Annotated in this window: 16 protein-coding genes; 10 read left to right on the forward strand and 6 right to left on the reverse strand. The window is 65.9% G+C overall.

The annotated features are described in order from the left end of the window. Positions 1–181: 181 nt before the first annotated feature. The 3 genes from cgtA to rplU all read right to left on the reverse strand — a co-directional run bounded on the left by cgtA (position 182) and on the right by rplU (position 2018). Positions 182–1240, reverse strand: a complete 1059-nt coding sequence (cgtA, locus tag H4O11_RS07830; RefSeq protein ID WP_182338868.1) for an Obg family GTPase CgtA — start codon at positions 1238–1240, stop codon at positions 182–184. Between the two features lie 185 nt (positions 1241–1425). Continuing rightward, a complete protein-coding gene (gene rpmA, locus H4O11_RS07835) occupies positions 1426–1689 on the reverse strand; it encodes a 50S ribosomal protein L27 (protein WP_042615145.1) in 264 nt (87 codons plus the stop codon). Positions 1690–1700: 11 nt separating this feature from the next. Further along, positions 1701–2018, reverse strand: coding sequence for a 50S ribosomal protein L21 (gene rplU / locus H4O11_RS07840; RefSeq protein WP_182338869.1), 318 nt, complete (start codon positions 2016–2018; stop codon positions 1701–1703). Between the two features lie 338 nt (positions 2019–2356). Here rplU and uvrA point away from each other — a divergent pair, with 338 nt between their 5' ends. Together uvrA and H4O11_RS07850 are read left to right on the forward strand one after the other, a co-directional pair. After that, positions 2357–5350, forward strand: a complete 2994-nt coding sequence (uvrA, locus tag H4O11_RS07845; protein ID WP_182338870.1) for an excinuclease ABC subunit UvrA — start codon at positions 2357–2359, stop codon at positions 5348–5350. Next, the gene (locus H4O11_RS07850) at positions 5350–5757 is read left to right on the forward strand and encodes an acyl-CoA thioesterase (RefSeq protein WP_182338871.1); all 408 of its coding nucleotides are present in this window, start codon (positions 5350–5352) and stop codon (positions 5755–5757) included. Before uvrA ends, H4O11_RS07850 begins: the two co-directional genes overlap by 1 nt. A 315-nt stretch (positions 5758–6072) precedes the next feature. Here the strand turns inward: H4O11_RS07850 and H4O11_RS07855 are convergent, their stop codons facing one another. Continuing rightward, on the reverse strand, positions 6073–6519 hold the full coding sequence (locus tag H4O11_RS07855; protein WP_182338872.1) for a copper chaperone PCu(A)C: 447 nt from the start codon (positions 6517–6519) through the stop codon (positions 6073–6075). Between the two features lie 34 nt (positions 6520–6553). Between H4O11_RS07855 and H4O11_RS07860 the strand changes: the two genes are divergently transcribed. From H4O11_RS07860 to H4O11_RS07885, 6 genes are all read left to right on the forward strand, one after another. Continuing rightward, positions 6554–7333, forward strand: coding sequence for an enoyl-CoA hydratase/isomerase family protein (locus H4O11_RS07860; protein ID WP_182338873.1), 780 nt, complete (start codon positions 6554–6556; stop codon positions 7331–7333). A gap of 81 nt (positions 7334–7414) precedes the next feature. After that, a complete protein-coding gene (gene tesB, locus H4O11_RS07865) occupies positions 7415–8323 on the forward strand; it encodes an acyl-CoA thioesterase II (RefSeq protein ID WP_182338874.1) in 909 nt (302 codons plus the stop codon). A 13-nt stretch (positions 8324–8336) separates the two neighbouring features. After that, positions 8337–8831: a pathogenicity-like protein gene (locus H4O11_RS07870; protein WP_182338875.1), complete on the forward strand. Its 495-nt coding sequence runs from the start codon at positions 8337–8339 to the stop codon at positions 8829–8831. A 292-nt stretch (positions 8832–9123) separates the two neighbouring features. Then, entirely contained in the window at positions 9124–11550 is a 2427-nt protein-coding gene (locus H4O11_RS07875; RefSeq protein WP_425506026.1) for a S9 family peptidase, read from the forward strand. A gap of 96 nt (positions 11551–11646) precedes the next feature. After that, positions 11647–12867 (forward strand): RNA polymerase sigma factor, encoded by a 1221-nt coding sequence (locus tag H4O11_RS07880; RefSeq protein ID WP_182338876.1) that lies wholly within the window; start codon positions 11647–11649, stop codon positions 12865–12867. A gap of 263 nt (positions 12868–13130) precedes the next feature. Further along, positions 13131–13511 carry a hypothetical protein gene (locus H4O11_RS07885; RefSeq protein ID WP_182338877.1) on the forward strand — a complete coding sequence of 127 codons (381 nt, stop codon included), beginning with the start codon at positions 13131–13133 and terminating at the stop codon, positions 13509–13511. 49 nt (positions 13512–13560) lie between these two features. Here H4O11_RS07885 and H4O11_RS07890 read toward each other — a convergent pair whose 3' ends face one another. Continuing rightward, the gene (locus H4O11_RS07890) at positions 13561–14139 is read right to left on the reverse strand and encodes an EF-hand domain-containing protein (protein WP_182338878.1); all 579 of its coding nucleotides are present in this window, start codon (positions 14137–14139) and stop codon (positions 13561–13563) included. Positions 14140–14293: 154 nt separating this feature from the next. Between H4O11_RS07890 and H4O11_RS07895 the strand changes: the two genes are divergently transcribed. Both H4O11_RS07895 and H4O11_RS07900 read left to right on the forward strand, forming a co-directional pair. Continuing rightward, positions 14294–15049 carry an arginyltransferase gene (locus H4O11_RS07895; RefSeq protein ID WP_182338879.1) on the forward strand — a complete coding sequence of 252 codons (756 nt, stop codon included), beginning with the start codon at positions 14294–14296 and terminating at the stop codon, positions 15047–15049. 38 nt (positions 15050–15087) lie between these two features. Next, positions 15088–16293 carry an endonuclease/exonuclease/phosphatase family protein gene (locus H4O11_RS07900; protein WP_182338880.1) on the forward strand — a complete coding sequence of 402 codons (1206 nt, stop codon included), beginning with the start codon at positions 15088–15090 and terminating at the stop codon, positions 16291–16293. 78 nt (positions 16294–16371) lie between these two features. Here the strand turns inward: H4O11_RS07900 and purT are convergent, their stop codons facing one another. Then, positions 16372–17559 (reverse strand): formate-dependent phosphoribosylglycinamide formyltransferase, encoded by a 1188-nt coding sequence (gene purT / locus H4O11_RS07905; protein WP_182338881.1) that lies wholly within the window; start codon positions 17557–17559, stop codon positions 16372–16374. Positions 17560–17583: the final 24 nt, after the last annotated feature.

Below are 17583 nucleotides of genomic sequence, written 5' to 3' on the forward strand. Positions count from 1 at the left end.
ACGAGGCCCGCAGGATGCGGCTCTTGCCGTCCCCCACGAACCCCTCCCGCCCGGCCCCAACCCAGAAATCCGGCTTTTCGCGCGACCCACCACGAGGGGCTTCGCCGTTCGCCGCCAACCACCAGCCAACAAAAAAACCCGGCCGAAGCCGGGCTTTTCGCGTCCAATCAAACGAAGACGATTACTCGCCAGCGGCGTGGCGCGCCTGCAGCTCGTCTTCCTTCTGCCGGTCGAAGAACGCCATGATCTTGCTCATGATCGGGAACGTGCCTTCCCGGCCCAGCGCGGATACCAGGAACCACGGCTCCTTCCAGCCCAGCTCGGCGACGATCTGCTCGGCAGCTGCCTGGGCCTCGTCCTCGAACATCAGGTCAGCCTTGTTCAACACCAGCCAGCGTGGCTTGGCCAGCAGTTCCGGATCATGCCGCTCCAGCTCGCGTTCGATGGCACGCACCTGCTCCACCGGCGAAATGCCCTCCACCCCACCTTCCATCGGCGAGATGTCGACCAGATGCAACAGCAGGCGGGTGCGCTGCAGGTGGCGCAGGAACTGCGCACCCAGGCCGGCGCCATCGGCAGCGCCTTCGATCAGGCCCGGAATGTCGGCGATCACGAAGCTGCGGTAGTTCTCCACCTTCACCACACCCAGGTTCGGGTACAGCGTGGTGAACGGGTAGTCGGCCACCTTCGGCGTGGCGGCGGACACGGCGCGGATCAGCGTGCTCTTGCCTGCGTTGGGGAAGCCCAGCAGGCCCACGTCGGCCAGCAGCTTCAGCTCCAGCTTCAACGAACGCTCTTCGCCCGGCTCGCCCGGCAGCGCCTGGCGCGGCGAGCGGTTGGTCGAACTCTTGAAATGCATGTTGCCCAGGCCGCCGCGGCCGCCCTTGGCCACCAGCAGGCGATCGCCATGCGCGGTCATGTCACCGATCACTTCATCGGTGGCCACGTTGATGACCGTGGTGCCGACCGGCACGGTGATGACCAGGTCTTCCCCGCCCTTGCCATAGGCCTGCCGGCCCATGCCGTTCTCGCCGCGCTGCGCCTTGAAGATGCGGTCATGGCGGAAGTCGACCAGGGTGTTGAGATTCTCGTCGGCGCGGATCCACACGCTGCCACCGCCGCCACCGTCGCCACCGTCGGGGCCACCGAGCGGGATGAACTTTTCGCGACGGAAGCCGACACAGCCATTGCCGCCGTTGCCAGCGAACACTTCGATTTCTGCTTCGTCTACCAGTTTCATTGTTTCGATGCCTGCGATGGGCGCGGCAGCCTGCCGTCGCCTTGGGATTCTACTGCCCCGACGTCGCCAGGGCTCGGCCACCTGTGCGGTGGACCGGGATGTACTTCATTCAACGAAAAGCCCCGCCGAAGCGGGGCTCTTCTGCAGCGTACCCATGACCGGCATGGGCGCCAGCCGCGCCGGGATCAGGCTTCGGCCGAAACCACGCTGACGGTGCGACGCTTCTTGGCGCCCTTGACCGAGAACTCCACCTTGCCGTCCACCAGGGCGAACAGGGTGTGGTCACGGCCGAGGCCAACGCCGGTACCCGGATGGAACTGGGTGCCACGCTGGCGCACGATGATGTTGCCGGCGTCGATGGCCTGGCCACCGAAGATCTTCACGCCGAGGTACTTCGGGTTGGAGTCGCGACCGTTGCGCGAAGAGCCTACGCCTTTTTTATGTGCCATGACCTATCTCCTTACTTGCTGCCACCGGCAATGCCGGTGATCTCGATTTCGGTGTAGTACTGACGGTGACCCTGACGCTTCATGTGGTGCTTGCGGCGACGGAACTTGATGATCCGGACCTTGTCGGCACGACCCTGGGACAGGACGGTGGCGGTGACCGAAGCGCCGCTCAGCGCGTCGCCGATCTTGATGCCATCGCTGTCGCCCAGCAGCAGGATGTTGTCGAACTTGATCTCGTTGCCGACTTCGGCTTCGAGCTTTTCCACGCGGAGCTTTTCGCCCTGCGCGACGCGGTATTGCTTACCGCCGGTGACCAGTACTGCGTACATGACCAGACTTCCTCTGTAGTTATTGTGGTCTATGGACTGTCGCCATCGAGGGCGGACAGAAGCGGGATTTTACCGGCTGACCCTGTCCCGGGTCAACCCACCCCTAGGTCGGGCAAAGCCAGGCCCGGCAAGGCCTTCAGGCCGGGGTCAGATCGCTTTTCCCGCCAGGAAAAGCGATCTGACCCCTATATGACCGCCAGTCTCAGCCGCTGCGACTCACCGCTGGCATTGTGGGCCATTGCCCCCATCTGATCAGCTCGGTAGGCTGACCGATTGCCGTTCCCGACGCCCTTCCTGCTGGCCGGGCCCCAGCCCAAGCCCCCACAACCGGATCCCCCATGGCGATGGATTTCATCCGCATCCGCGGCGCGCGGACGCACAATCTCAAGAATATCGACCTCGACCTGCCGCGCGACAAGCTGATCGTGATCACCGGCCTGTCCGGCTCGGGCAAGTCCTCGCTGGCGTTCGACACCATCTACGCCGAGGGACAGCGCCGTTACGTCGAATCGCTTTCGGCATACGCGCGGCAGTTCCTGAGCGTGATGGAAAAGCCTGACCTGGACCATATCGAAGGGCTGTCCCCGGCGATCTCCATCGAGCAGAAGTCGACCTCGCACAATCCCCGCTCGACCGTCGGCACCATCACCGAGATATACGACTACCTGCGCCTGCTGTATGCGCGCGTGGGCACCCCCCGCTGCCCGGACCACGGCTACCCGCTGGAAGCGCAGACGGTCAGCCAGATGGTCGACCATGTACTGGCGCTGGACCCGGAGCAGCGCTACATGCTGCTGGCCCCGGTGATCCGCGACCGCAAGGGCGAACATGCGCAGGTGTTCGACCAGTTGCGTGCGCAGGGCTTCGTGCGCGTGCGCGTGGATGGCGTGCTGCATGAGATCGATGCGGTGCCGCCGCTGGCGCTGCGCCAGAAGCACACCATCGAGGCCGTCATCGATCGCTTCCGCCCGCGCGAGGACATCAAGCAGCGCCTGGCCGAAAGCTTCGAGACCGCGCTGAAGCTGGGCGACGGCATGGCGTCGGTGCAGTCGCTGGACGCCGCGGACGCCGCCCCCTCGCTGTTCTCCTCGAAATACTCCTGCCCGGTCTGCGACTACTCGCTGCCGGAGCTGGAACCGCGGCTGTTCTCGTTCAACGCACCGATGGGCGCCTGCCCCGGCTGCGATGGCCTGGGCATGGCCGAATTCTTCGACCCGGCACGCGTCGTGGTGCACCCCGAGCTGCCGCTGTCGGCCGGCGCCGTGCGTGGCTGGGACCGCCGCAATGCCTATTATTTCCAGCTGATCGCCTCGCTGGCAAAGCACTACAAGTTCGATGTCGATGCCGCCTGGAACACGCTGCCGGCCAGCGTGCAGCAGGCCGTGCTGTACGGCAGTGGCGATGAGACCATCAGCTTCACCTACTTCACCGAAGCCGGCGGGCGCACCCAGCGCAAGCACCGCTTCGAGGGCATCATTCCGAACCTGGAACGCCGCTACAAGGAAACCGAATCATCGGCGGTGCAGGAAGAACTGGGCAAGTACATCAGCGAACAGAGCTGCCCGGAATGCAAGGGCGCGCGCCTGAACAAGGCCGCACGCAACGTGTTCGTCGCCGACCGTCCGCTGCCGGACCTGGTGGTGATGCCGATCGACGAGGCGCTGAAGTTCTTCAGCACCCTGAGCCTGCCGGGCTGGCGGGGCGAGATCGCCAGCAAGATCGTCAAGGAGATCGGCGAGCGGCTTGGCTTCCTGGTCGACGTCGGGCTGGATTACCTCACCCTGGAACGCAAGGCCGACACCCTGTCCGGTGGCGAAGCGCAGCGCATCCGCCTGGCCTCGCAGATCGGCGCAGGCCTGGTAGGCGTGATGTACGTGCTGGATGAGCCCTCCATCGGCCTGCACCAGCGCGACAACGAGCGCCTGCTGGGCACCCTGACCCGCCTGCGCGACCTCGGCAACACGGTGATCGTGGTCGAACATGACGAAGATGCGATCCGCCTGGCCGATTACGTGCTGGATATCGGCCCGGGGGCTGGCGTGCACGGTGGCGAGATCGTCGGCCAGGGCACGCTGCAGGACATCCTGGATGCGCCGCGCTCGCTGACCGGCCAGTACCTGTCGGGCAAGCGTGCGATCGAGATCCCGGCGCGCCGGCACCGCCCGAACCCGAAGATGACATTGCACCTGCGCGGTGCCAGCGGCAACAACCTGAAGAACGTCGACCTGGCCATTCCGTCAGGCCTGATGACCTGCATCACCGGCGTATCCGGTTCGGGCAAGTCGACGCTGATCAACGACACCCTTTACTCGCTGGCCGCCAACGAGATCAATGGGGCCTCGCACCAGATCGCGCCGTACAGGGAAATCGACGGACTGGACCTGTTCGACAAGGTGGTGGACATCGACCAGTCGCCGATCGGGCGTACGCCGCGCTCGAACCCGGCCACCTACACCGGCCTGTTCACGCCGCTGCGCGAACTGTACGCCCAGGTGCCCGAGGCGCGCGCGCGCGGTTATTCGCCGGGCCGTTTCAGTTTCAACGTGCGTGGTGGCCGCTGCGAAGCGTGCCAGGGCGATGGCCTGATCAAGGTGGAGATGCACTTCCTGCCGGATGTGTACGTGCCTTGCGACGTCTGCCACGGCAAGCGCTACAACCGCGAAACGCTGGAGATCCTGTACAAGGGCTACAACATCAACGACGTGCTGCAGATGACCGTCGAAGATGCGCTGAAGCTGTTCGAGCCGGTGCCGAGCATCGCGCGCAAGCTGGAAACGCTGGTCGACGTGGGCCTGAGCTACATCAAGCTGGGCCAGAGCGCGACCACCCTGTCCGGCGGTGAAGCGCAGCGCGTGAAACTGTCCAAGGAGCTGTCGCGGCGCGATACCGGCCGCACGCTGTATATCCTCGACGAGCCGACCACCGGCCTGCATTTCCACGACATCGAGGCGCTGCTGGGCGTGCTGCACAAGCTGCGCGACGAAGGCAACACGGTGGTGGTGATCGAGCACAACCTGGACGTGATCAAGACTGCGGACTGGATCGTCGACCTCGGGCCGGAAGGCGGCCATCGGGGTGGCACCGTCCTCGTCACCGGCACGCCCGAAGACGTGGCCGCGCATCCGGATTCGTATACCGGCCAGTTCCTGGCCAGGATGCTGCCCTCCACCAGCGCGCGCCCCGGGCAGCCGGCCGCGGTGGCCAACAAGCCCGATGCACGCCCACCCCGCAAGGTGAAGCCGGAGAAGCCGGCCAAGAAGGCCGCTGCTGCCCGGACCACCGACAAGGCCAGCAAGACCAGCACCGTCAGCAGGAAGAAAAAGGAAGCTTGATGAGCACCGAACACAGGATCCTCGCCCGCATCCCGATCAGCGTGCGCTGGCGCGACATGGACAGCATGGGCCACGTCAACAATGCCAAGTACATTTCCTATCTGGAAGAAGCGCGCGTGCGCTGGATGCTGGGCGTGGAAGGGGTGTCGATGACCGACCGGATTGCGCCGGTGGTGGCCGCCACCAACGTCAACTACCGCCTGCCGATCGTGTGGCCCAACGACATCCTGGTGGAGCTGTTCGTGGAACGCCTGGGCAACAGCAGCGTCACCATCGGCCACCGCATCGTCGACCAGCAGGACGAATCACGCCTGTACTCCGACGGCAACGTCGTGGTGGTGTGGATGGACACCCGGACCGGCAAGAGCGCCCCCCTGCCCGAAGCGATCCGCAGCGCCTCGAGCTGACCGTGGCGCCGGGCTATTCCCGGCCGCCGTTGCCGCTGCGCTCGCCGAGCATGGCTCGGCGCTACCAGCTCCTGCAGCGCCTCGAGCTGACCGTAGCGCCGGGCCATGCCCGGCGGCCGTTGCCGCTGCGCTCGCCGAGCATGGCTCGGCGCTACCAGCTCCTGCAGCGCCTCGAGCTGACCATGGCGCCGGGCCATGCCCGGCGGCCGTTGCCGCTGCGCTCGCCGAGCATGGCTCGGCGCTACCAGCTCCTGCAGCGCCTCGAGCTGACCGTAGCGCCGGGCCATGCCCGGCGGCTGTTGCCGTGCGCCCCCGTTACCGGTTGGGCGCGCGCACCTGCAGCGTGCCCTGCACTTCCTCGCCGCCTGCCAGTTCCAGCACCAGCGGCAGCGCCTGCCCTTCCGTCAATGCGCCCTTGCCCTGCATCAGCATCAGGTGCAGCCCGCCAGGCTTGAGCTCGACGCTGGCACCGGCCGCGATCGGCAGTTGATGCACGTGCTGCATCCGGCTCACGCCATCGGTCACGGTGGTTTCATGCAGCGACACGTCGCCGAAGCTACTGCTGCGTGCGCCGATGACAGTCACCGGCTGGTCGCAACCGTTGTGGACCGTCGCATAGCCGGCAGTCATCGGCATCGTGGCCACTGCGGGCAGGCGTGCCCAGCCCTCTTTCACCTGCACGCAACCAGCGCCTGCAGCGGCCACCGGTGCTGCAAATGCACATCCCGCCAACAGTACGCCAACGAATGGTTTGGTTATCATCGGTCCACGCTCCCTCCCTGCAAGAGACTGCAGCATGACTACGCTCATCGAGGTGTACAACCACGGCCCGATCCGCGAACTGCGGCTGGCGCGGCCACCGGTCAACGCGCTGGACACAGACCTCTGCCGCCAGCTGATCCATGCCATCGAACAGGCCATGGCCGAGGATGTGCACGGCCTGGTGTTGTCAGGCAACGAGCGGGTGTTCACCGGCGGCATGGACGTGCCGCACCTGCTCTCCCATGGCGATGACCGGCACGCGCTGCTGGACAGCTGGAATGCCTTCTTCGGCGCGGTGCGTACCCTGGCCGAAAGCCGCATCCCGGTGGTGGCGGCCTTGACCGGGCATGCGCCTGCAGGTGGCTGCGTGCTGGCATTGTGCTGCGATTACCGGGTGATGGCGCGCAGTACCGACCCCGCACAGCCCTTTGCCATCGGCCTGAACGAGGTGCAGGTCGGGCTGGTGGCGCCAGAAGGCATCCAACGCCTGCTGCGGCGGGCAGTCGGCGTGCATCGCGCTGGAATCCTGCTGTCCACCGGCGCGATGGTGCCGGCCGAACAGGCGTTGCAGATCGGCCTGGTGGACGAACTTGCCGACGGCGAACTGGTGGTCGCGCGCGCCGTGGCCTGGCTGCAGCGACTGCTGAAAATGCCGCAGCAGCCCATGTTGCTGACCCGTGCCATCGCCCGCGCCGACCTGCACGAAGCGCTGCATCCGGACCTGATCCGGCTCGACCGCTTCGTCGAGGCCTGGTACGCAGCTGACGCACAGCAGGCCCTGCACGCCTTGGTGGCGCGGCTGGGCAAAAGCTGAGCGCCAGCGTGCCCCTCCGAAAAGGGATCCGGCCCCACAGGTCCTATAATCACGGTCTGTCCCGACACCGGCTGCACCGCCTTGAACGACACGCCCGAACCCGTCGTCTCCGAACTGATCGACCTGCTCACCCTTGAGCGGCTGGAAGACAACCTGTTCCGCGGCCAGAGCCGCGACATCGGCACCAAGTACGTATTCGGCGGCCAGGTGCTGGGGCAGGCGCTTGCCGCTGCCCAGGCCACGGTGGAGAACGGCCGCCATGTGCACTCGCTGCATGCCTACTTCCTGCGTGCCGGCAACATCGACCACCCCATCGTCTACGACGTGGACCGCACCCGGGACGGCGGCAGCTTCTCCGTGCGCCGCGTCACCGCCATCCAGCATGGCAAGGTGATCTTCTTCTGCGCAGCCTCGTTCCAGCAGGTCGAAAGCGGTGCAGAGCACCAGCAGAAGATGCCCGAAGTACCACAGCCGGAAGACATCGAACCGAATCGTCCACTGCCGCCGGATGTACTGGAACGCCTGCCGATCAAGGTCCAGCGCTGGCTTTCGCGCGGTGGCCCGTTCGAATTCCGCCACGTCTACCCGCGCGATGAACTCAATCCGCCCAAGCGCCCGCCTTACCACCAGGTCTGGTTCCGCCTGACCGAGCCGGTTGGCGATGCTCCCGAGCTGCACCAGGCGCTGCTGGCTTATGCCTCGGATTTCCACCTGCTGGGCACCGCGACCTTCCCCCATGGCATCAGCTATTACCAGCCTCATGTGCAGATGGCCTCGCTGGACCATGCAATCTGGTTCCATCGTCCGTTCCGCGCCGACGATTGGTTGCTGTACTCGCTGGACAGCCCCAGTGCGCAGGATTCGCGCGGCCTGGCCCGCGGACAGTTCTTCACCCGCGATGGCGTGCTGGTGGCCAGCACGGCGCAGGAGGGCCTGATCCGCGTGGTCCATGACAGCGCGGCGGCGGCCGCCGTGCCGGCCAAGGATTGAAGGACAGCGAACGATGAGACAGATTTTCAGCAGCCAGCGCGTGGAAACCGTGGAAGGCGTGGCCGAGCTGCTGCGCAGCCACCAGATCGACGTGCGCGTGACCGACGGCCGTACCTACCACACCCGCCGCGGCGGGCAGTTCAGCTACCTCGACCCTGGCAAGGGCAAGCGCTTCCCCACGGTGTGGGTGGTGCGTGCCGACGACCAGCCACGCGCGCGTGAAATCCTGCGTGATGCCCGCCTGCTCGATACCACGCGTCGTGACCACCCCACTGCGGAGTTCGCCTTCGGTGACGTCGCCACCGCGCCGGCGAGCGGCCGCAGCTGGGCCTGGCGGATCCGCATCGCGCTGCTGGTGGTGATTGCCGCAGTGGCCCTGGTGATCGGCCTGCGCCATCGCGGCGCCCCGGCTCCGGCGGCCCCTGCCCCGGCACCGCAGGCGCAGCCAGCCCCGCCGGCCGCACCGGAAGAGGAAGAAGTGCGAGTCCGCATCCAACCCTCGAAGTAACCCAGGGGGTAGCGCCGGGTCAGGGGCGGTGGCGCCGGGCCAGAGGGGTAGCGCCGGGCCATGCCCGGCGGCTCTTCTTTCAGGCGTCGCGGCCGCTGATGCAGGCCGCTGCGCTCGCCGGGCATGGCCCGGCGCTACCGCGAAAAAATCAGCGTCGCCCCATGGGGGGACGCCGCATGCCGCCGTCCCGCCCCGGTTTGACCGCGTGGCGTCCTCGAAACAATACTCGGCGTCATCGCGCCGCCCTGACGACGGCGTGGCGACAGCGGAGGTCACATTGCGATTTCATGGCATCACCGGCACTTCGACGCGCCTCCTGTCCTGCGTACTCCTGGGAGGGAGCGTCATTTCCGCCCACGCAGCAACGCCCGACGCCACGGCCTACGCACGCGCCGAGCGCGTCCTCGACTACAACCTGCGCGGCAAGGTCCTCAATGCGAACGTCTCCCCACGCTGGCTTGCCGACGGGCGATTCTGGTATTCGCGGCAAGAGGCGTCGGGTACGACAAATGTACTGGTCAGCCCCAGCACCCGCTCGCGCAGCCTGCTGTTCGACGATGCCCGCCTGCGCCTGGCGATGCGTGAACTGGTTGATGCGGACACCTCCATGGCAACCCAGGCGGTCGAGACTGTGTGGAGCACGGAAGGTTCCGGCTTGCGGATCCGGCTGCGCCTGCCGCAAGGAAACGCGATCGACTGCGAGATTCCTGCCTACACATGCAGCCATGCCGACGCACTCCCGAACGACCCGCGCTTGCTCGCATCACCCGACGGCGGACACGCGGCGTTCGAGCGGGACAACAATCTCTGGCTGAGATCCACGGAATCAGGCCATGAGCATGCACTTACCAGTGACGGCACGGCTTCACATGGTTACGGGGTCCTGCCGGACTTCGCATTGCGCGGTATCCCCCGCAGGCAGGGGCGGATGCATATCCCACCGTTCGCGGTCACCTGGTCGCCGGATGGGCATCGCATGTTCGGTACCCGGTACGACGAGCGCAAGGTGGCGCCCTATCCTTACCTGGCGAACGCGCCGCGGGGTGCTTTTCGTCCCGTCGTGCACGAAGTGCGGCTGGGACTACTCGGCGATGCCGAACAGGTCCGCGATGCCTGGTTCACCCTCGATACGGGCGGCGCCGGCGCCAAGGAGATCCCCGTTCCGGAGGGCTGGAGCACCCTGCCCGAAGCAGGCGTGCTCGGCTGGTCGCCGTCGACCGACAAGGTCTACACGGCGATCGTCCGCTACGATCGGCCTGCCCGGCTTCGGCTGGTAGAAATCGACCTGCGCGGGGGGAGTGTCCGCACCGTCCTGGAGGAGCGCTCGGATACGCGCGTGCAGCTCAACTCCTACACCTATGGCCGGGCCGCAGTGAACATCCTGCAGGAGGCCCAGCAGGCGGTATGGTTCTCGGAACGTGACGGGTGGGGCCACCTGTACCTGGTCGATCTTCGCAACGGAAGCGTGGTGCGCCAATTGACCTCCGGGGCGTGGCTTGTGCGGGATGTCGTCGGGGTCAACGAAGCGCAACGCCAGGTGTTCTTTACCGCTGGCGGACGCGAGGAGGGCGATCCCTACCAGCGACGCTTGTACCGGGTTTCCCTTGACGGCGGCGATCCAGTCCTGCTGACACCGGAGCCCGGCGATCATGCCATCGACGGTGGCAGCGGCGCCCTCATGGGCGGCAAGCCTTCCAATCTGCTCTCACCCAATGCGGACTTCATCGTCGACAGCTACTCGACGCACGCGAATCCGCCGGTGACCGTGCTCCGCTCGACCACTGATGGTCGTGTACTGATGGAACTGGAACGCGCGGACGCTGCTGGCGTCCTCGCCGCTGGCTGGAGGGCCCCCAGGCGGGAACGCGTCACCGCGGCGGATGGCGAGACCACGCTCTACGCTACTGTCTATCTCCCGGCGGGCTATACACCGGACGGTCAGTATCCCGTCATCGACGCAATGTACGGCGGTCCGCATATCACGAATGCGCCGGTCGGCTTCGTAGAGGCAACGTCGGCGATGAATCCGGTATCGAAGTCGAGCCTGGCCGAACTCGGCTTCTTCGTTGTCGTGGTCGACGCGCGGGGCACCCCTGGACGATCAAAGGCCTTCCATGACACCAGTTTCCTGACCGCCGCGGATACCCAGCTGGAGGATCATGTCGTTGCGATCCGCGAACTGGCAGGCCGGTACCCGGGGATGGATCTCGACCGCGTCGGGATATATGGACACTCTTTCGGCGGATACAGTGCGACGCGCGCGCTTCTGCGGCATCCCGGGTTCTACAAGGTCGGCGTATCCTCGGCGGGCAGCCACAGTTTCCAGGGCATGTATGGCGGCGCGATCCACGGCATGGACCGGCTCGTGGGTGGCCAGCCGGTCTACGCGGACGGAGGGTCGATCCGTCCGGCGGCAAACCTCGTTCCGGAGACATTCCGGATGCTGGACAACAGTGCGCTCGTTGATCGTCTCACGGGCAAGTTGATGCTCGTATATGGCGATCTTGACGAGAACGCCATGCCCGCGCTGACGCTGCAGCTCGCTGCCGCGCTCACCGAGGCGAACAAGGACTACGACCTGCTCTATCTGCCGAATCAAGACCATGAGCTGTTCCGCAACGACACATACTTCACGCGGCGGCTCTGGGACTATTTCGTCCGTCACCTGATGGGCAGTACGCCACCGGCATATCGCATCGCCCCACCGACTGCGGGTTAGTGGTCGCTGCCGGCGATGCCGCACCGCAGCAGCATGGTTGGTCACATCCTGCACGCCACCTCGTCTTGGGACACAATCACTGCAGGAGCGCTGCCCATGACCGTTGTCGCCGCAAGCATCGATGAAACCCTGCACCGTGAACTGCGCGCCGCCGCAGGCGGATGCCAGCACGCCTACGGACGCATCGTGCTGGCGTGCCAGAACACGGTCACTGCCATTGCACTGGCCATCACCGGCGACCGCCAGGCCAGCGAGGACATCGCGCAGGACGCTTTCGTGCGCGGCTGGCAGCAACTGCACCAACTGCGCAACCCGTCCAGCTTCCTGCCCTGGCTGCGCCAGATCACCCGCAACCTGGCCCGCGACTGGCTGCGCTCGCAGCGGGGCCGGCCATTGTCCGGGGAGGCCGCCGAGCTGGCCATCAGCATGGCCGCCGACCCGGCACCCGACGCCGCCGATCGCTTGCAGCGCATAGAAGAAGAGGTCGCCGCCGAAGACATCATTTCCGCGCTGCCCGAGGACAGCCGCGAAGTGCTGCTGCTGTATTACCGCGAAGGCCAACGTTCGCAGCAGGTGGCGGGGCTGCTGGGGCTCAGCGACGCGGCGGTGCGCAAGCGCCTGTCGCGCGCACGTGGCATGGTCCGCGATGGCCTGCTGCAGCGCTTCGGTGAGTTCGCGCGCAGCACCGCACCCAGCGCAGCCTTCGCCACCACGGTGGTATCGATGCTGATGGTGGTCGCACCAGGCACGGCCAGCGCAGCCATCATCCTAGGTACCACCGTCGGCGTCGGCGGCAGCAAACTGGGACTGGGAGGAGCCAGCGCAACCGGCGGTACGGCGCTGGGGTCACTGACCGCTGCCGCCAGCCAGGTGCCGCTGCTGGCGGACAACGTCAACGTCGGTGGGATCGCCATCGCCGTGGTCGTCGGCACCGCGGCCGGTTATCTGGGCGGACGGTATCTGATGGCATTTGCCGAAACGCCGGAAGAACGCACGTGCATCCGCCGCTTCGTACACGTCAACACCTTCACTGCGCTGGCCGTATGCCTGAGCGTACTGCTGGTGACTTTGCTGGCGCTGCCGGTATGGATCGGCCTGACGGTACTGATAGCCGGGCTGGCGCTCGTCTGCTGGCAGTGCCTGGTACCGTTGCAGCGGATCATGGCGCCGCTGGTGGCACGCGATTCAGCGCGGCGCGGCCGTCGCGGGAAGAACTGGAAATATGAAGCGATGTACGGACGTCCCGCCGTATTTGCATCCGCTGTACTGGTGCTGCTGGGCATAGGATACGTCCTGTGGAAGAACGGCGTCCTGTAAACGCTGCGACCGGTCGCGGCCCCGCCCTGCGGCAACGCCGTCTTGCTGTTCCGGGCAGCACGCTGCTGCGCCTGCCCGGCTGAATCACGCCGGGCGCATTCGCCGTGGGCACAAGGGCACCTTCGTGCGGCTCTACAGCAGGACTGCCATGATTGCGATGGACCTCGCCGTGCTGCCACCGTAGTGCAAGCGTTGCATGGCGCTGGGCTGCGCTGGACAGGCACCATGAACAGGTCGGATGAGCCGCGCCAACAAACTATCCAATGACGAAAGATTTCTTCGATCTTCCTTTACAGCAACCTGTAGGGCGCGCCGGGAGGACGAGTCATATCGTGGATGCGTGCAGCAGTGCCGAACGCTGTCGCACGCATCCACACACCAATATGGAATCGCTCATGTCATTACGCATAACAACACTCGCCTTGTTATTGATCTCCTGTTCGGCTGCATCAGCCACTGAACGCGCATCACCCTACTCATGCTGGGACACCAAATACCTCTCTCTCAAGGTCGAGGTCCTGGCCGATTCCCTGGAAGACGCACGCGAGAAAGGATATCGCAGGCTTCTGGCAAGCCCAATGGGCTTCCCCATCGAAAAAAAACGCGTGGTATGCCAGCCGGGATCCATCTTCCCGTTGCCGTGAAACGTCTGACTCCCGTCGCCGCGCAGGCGACGGGAGTCAGAGGGGCGCGTTATTTCGTCAGCGGCGCCACACCGGGGCGGCCTTCATGGCCTTCACGGCCATGGCGTGGCCCGTGCATCGGGCCCTTCGCGGCATCGAACTCGGCCTTGCTCAGCTGGCCATCCTTGTTGGTATCGGCAGCTGCAAACCACGCATCACGATGCTGCTTCATGCGCAGCTCGCGGTCGGCCTTGTCCAGGAAGCCGTCCTTGTTGAGGTCCATCTGATCGAAACGCTCGGCCAAGCGCGGATCAGCCTTGGCTTCCTCCCGGCTGATGCGACCGTCCTTGTTGACGTCCAGCTTCGCCAGCTGCTCGCCGTGGCCACGGCCCGGGCCACGATGCCCGTGCTTGCCGCGCGGCATTTCCTCGCGTGACAGCTTGCCGTCCTTGTTGGTGTCCAGCTGGTCGAACTTCGCCAGCAGGCGTGGCGACGAAGCAGCTTCGGTACGGTCGATGAAACCATCGTTGTTGCTGTCCAGCTTGGCTGGACGCTGGGGCGCGGCGGTCGGGGCATCAGCGGCCAGCGCGATACCGGTGGCGGAAGTGCCCAACAGCAGGGCCAGCAGCAGGGGGGTACGCAGGGTCATGGTGTCACTCCAGTAGAAGGGATACGCCGGGGTGATTCGATCACCCACGGGTAACAACAACGCCCGGCTGCAGCGACGGTTTACCGCCCTGCCCGCCGCGTTCATCGGGCAGACAGTCGCGGCCGCTGAGACACCCAGCCGCTATGCTGTGCACATGGCGATCCACAGCGACCGAGACGACGACCTGCGACTGTTCCAGACCGGCGAGCACCCCTGCGGTTACTGGCCAGACCGGACCGCGCGCGACCTGGTGCTGGATCCCCACGACCGGCGCCTGGGCGGGCTGTATCCGATGGCCCTGGGCTGGGGCTTCCGGCGCAGTGGCGACCTGGTCTACCGGCCGCACTGTGCACAGTGCCATGCCTGCGTGGCCGTACGCATCCCGGTGCAGCGCTTTGCCGCTGACCGCAGCCAGCGCCGCTGTGCTGTCCGCAATGCGGATCTGGAAGTACGCATCACCGCGGCAGCCGCCAGCGACGAGCTGTTCGCCCTGTATCACCGCTACCTCGCCCATCGGCATGCCGATGGCGGCATGGACGACCATGGTCCGCACGAGTTCGAGCAGTTCCTGATCGGCAGCTGGTCGCATACGCGGTTCATGGAAATGCGCCTGCCGCCAACGCACGGTGGGCCGGGTGAACTGATCGGCGTGGCGGTCACCGATGTCACCGACAGCGGCCTGTCGGCGGTGTATACGTTCTTCGACCCTGACCATGCCCAGCGTGGCCTGGGCACCTTCGCGATCCTGCAGCAGATCGCCTGGGCCCATCGCGAGGGCCTGCCCCACCTGTACCTGGGTTACTGGATCCGCGACCACCGCAAGATGGACTACAAGCGCCGGTTTCATCCGCTGGAGGCATACGACGGCCGCCGCTGGATCGATTTCGACCCCGAACAGGCCGGGCGCTGACAAACCACTGACACCGGCGCCAGTGCACAATATCGCGCATGAACGCTAAAGCCCTGATCACCGCCCTGGCCCTGCTGTGCAGCGCCTGCGCGCAGATACCCGAACGGACCGCCGCAATGGCCGAATCCACTCCTGCCACGCTGCGGCTGGCCACCTACAACACCTCGCTGTATTCGGACGAAAGCGGTGGGTTGATCACCGAACTGCAGGGCGACAGCGCGCATGCGCGCAAGATCGCCGCGGTATTGCAACAGGTCCGCCCGGACCTGGTCCTGCTGAACGAATTCGACTACGACGATGCGCACCGGGCTGCCGATCTCTTCCAGCAGCGGTATCTGGAAGTGGCCCAGCCGGGCGGCGGCGAGCCCCTGCATTTCGCCTACCGCTATCTCGCACCGGTAAACACCGGCGTGCAGAGCGGACTGGACCTGGACAACAACGGCGAGATCGGCGGCGAAGGCCGCAACCGCGGCAACGATGCCTGGGGCTACGGGTTGCACCCCGGCCAATACGGCATGCTGGTACTGTCGCGCTACCCGATCGACGAAGCCCAGGTGCGCAGCTTCCAGTTGCTGAAGTGGAACACGCTGCCGGGTGCGATCCGGCCGCTGGACCCGCGTACCGGCAAGAGTTTCTACAGCGACGAAGTGTGGTCGCAGCTGCGCCTGTCGTCCAAGTCGCATTGGGATGTCCCGGTGCGCACGCCGTCCGGCGTGGTGCATGCACTGGTGTCCCACCCCACCCCGCCCGTCTTCGATGGCCCGGAAAAGCGCAATGCCGCACGTAACCACGACGAACTGCGGCTGTGGCAGGAATACCTGTCGGCAGGCGACAAGCCCTGGCTGTGCGATGACCAGCAGCGTTGCGGCGGGCTGGCCCAGGATGCGCGCTTCGTGATCCTGGGTGACCTCAACAACGACCCGGTGGACGGCGACGGCCGCCACGAGGGCATCCTCGAACTGATCGAGAACCCGCGCGTGCTGCGCCATGCCACGCCCTCCAGCGTCGGTGGTGAGCAGACCAGCCAGGCCTATGCAGCCAAGGGCATCGCCCGTCGCGGCGCGCCGCAGCATGCGACCGGCGATTTCGGCCCGAAATCCGGCACCATGCGGCTGGATTACGTGCTGCCCTCGGTCGGCTTCGACTACGTCGGCGGCGGCGTGTTCTGGCCGGCTGAAGGCACCGCCGAAGCGAAGATTGCCGACGGCAGCGACCACCACCTCGTCTGGGCCGACGTCAAATAAGAAAAGGAGACGGAGGGGATCAAGGCGTTCTTGGCCAACTCTGGCCAAGAACGCCTTGATCCCCTCCGTCTCCTTTTTTCAGGAGCGCAGTTCCACGCCGATGATGGCGGCGGCATCGCGTGCGGTGGCGCGTGCCTGGTCGACATCTTCACCGCGTGCCAGCGTTACCCCGACGCGGCGGTGGCCGTGCACGCTGGGCTTGCCGAACAGCCTGACGGCCGTGTCGGGCACCTGCAGCGCCGCCGCCACGTTGTTGAAGTACGGTACGCCCTCGCCATGCGCCAGCAGTGCGCAGGATGCCGACGGTCCCTGCTGGCGGATCACCGGGATCGGCAGCCCCAGGATCGCGCGCGCATGCAGCGCGAACTCACTCAGTTCCTGCGATACCAAAGTCACCAGGCCGGTATCGTGCGGGCGCGGCGACACCTCGCTGAACCAGACCTCGTCGCCCTTGACGAACAATTCCACTCCGAACAATCCCCAGCCGCCCAGGTCATCGGTGATGGCTCGGGATATCTGCTGCGCACGCTCCAGCGCCTTGGCCGACATCGCCTGCGGCTGCCAGCTTTCGCGATAATCACCATCCTTCTGCAGGTGCCCGATGGGGTCGCAGAATGACGTGCCACCCGCATGGCGCACGGTCAGCAGGGTGATCTCGTAATCGAAATCGATGAAGCCCTCGACGATGCAGCGCCCTGCACCGGCACGGCCACCGGTCTGCGCGTATTCCCAGGCGGGCCCGATATCGGCGTCCCGGCGCAGCGTGCTCTGGCCCTTGCCTGAAGAGGACATCACCGGCTTGACCACGCAGGGCACGCCGATAGCCTTCACCGCGTCGCGGTATTCCGCTTCGGTATCAACGAACCGGTAGGCCGATGTCGGCAGGCCAAGCGTCTCGGCCGCCAGCCGACGGATGCCTTCGCGATCCATGGTCAAGCGGGCCGCGCGCGCGGTTGGAATGACCCGCAGGCCCTGTTCCTGTTCCAGCTGGACCAGCGTTTCGGTGTGGATGGCCTCGATCTCCGGGACGACCAGGTGCGGCTTCTCCAGCGCGATCAACTCGCGCAGCGCCATCGCATCGAGCATGTCGATGACGTGCGCGCGATGGGCTACCTGCATCGCCGGCGCATCGGCGTAGCGGTCGGCCGCGATCACTTCCACCCCCAACCGCTGCAGTTCGATGGCCACTTCCTTGCCGAGTTCGCCCGAGCCCAGCAGCAACACGCGGGTGGCGGAGGGGGACAACGGGGTTCCGAATGCAGGCATGGCAGCGATCCAACGGCAATGTGA

The sequence above is a fragment of the Stenotrophomonas tumulicola genome (assembly GCF_014117215.1).
Lineage (GTDB): Bacteria > Pseudomonadota > Gammaproteobacteria > Xanthomonadales > Xanthomonadaceae > Stenotrophomonas > Stenotrophomonas tumulicola.

Bases quoted from the DNA above. Each gene is read 5' to 3' on its own strand.
- cgtA (WP_182338868.1), bottom strand. From the start codon at position 1,240: ATGAAACTGGTAGACGAAGCAGAAATCGAAGTGTTCGCTGGCAACGGC.
- H4O11_RS07895 (WP_182338879.1), top strand. From the start codon at position 14,294: ATGGCGATCCACAGCGACCGAGACGACGACCTGCGACTGTTCCAGACC.
- H4O11_RS07900 (WP_182338880.1), top strand. From the start codon at position 15,088: ATGAACGCTAAAGCCCTGATCACCGCCCTGGCCCTGCTGTGCAGCGCC.
- H4O11_RS07860 (WP_182338873.1), top strand. From the start codon at position 6,554: ATGACTACGCTCATCGAGGTGTACAACCACGGCCCGATCCGCGAACTG.
- H4O11_RS07855 (WP_182338872.1), bottom strand. From the start codon at position 6,519: ATGATAACCAAACCATTCGTTGGCGTACTGTTGGCGGGATGTGCATTT.
- H4O11_RS07870 (WP_182338875.1), top strand. From the start codon at position 8,337: ATGAGACAGATTTTCAGCAGCCAGCGCGTGGAAACCGTGGAAGGCGTG.
- H4O11_RS07885 (WP_182338877.1), top strand. From the start codon at position 13,131: ATGACGAAAGATTTCTTCGATCTTCCTTTACAGCAACCTGTAGGGCGC.
- purT (WP_182338881.1), bottom strand. From the start codon at position 17,559: ATGCCTGCATTCGGAACCCCGTTGTCCCCCTCCGCCACCCGCGTGTTG.
- H4O11_RS07850 (WP_182338871.1), top strand. From the start codon at position 5,350: ATGAGCACCGAACACAGGATCCTCGCCCGCATCCCGATCAGCGTGCGC.
- H4O11_RS07880 (WP_182338876.1), top strand. From the start codon at position 11,647: ATGACCGTTGTCGCCGCAAGCATCGATGAAACCCTGCACCGTGAACTG.
- H4O11_RS07890 (WP_182338878.1), bottom strand. From the start codon at position 14,139: ATGACCCTGCGTACCCCCCTGCTGCTGGCCCTGCTGTTGGGCACTTCC.
- rplU (WP_182338869.1), bottom strand. From the start codon at position 2,018: ATGTACGCAGTACTGGTCACCGGCGGTAAGCAATACCGCGTCGCGCAG.
- rpmA (WP_042615145.1), bottom strand. From the start codon at position 1,689: ATGGCACATAAAAAAGGCGTAGGCTCTTCGCGCAACGGTCGCGACTCC.
- uvrA (WP_182338870.1), top strand. From the start codon at position 2,357: ATGGCGATGGATTTCATCCGCATCCGCGGCGCGCGGACGCACAATCTC.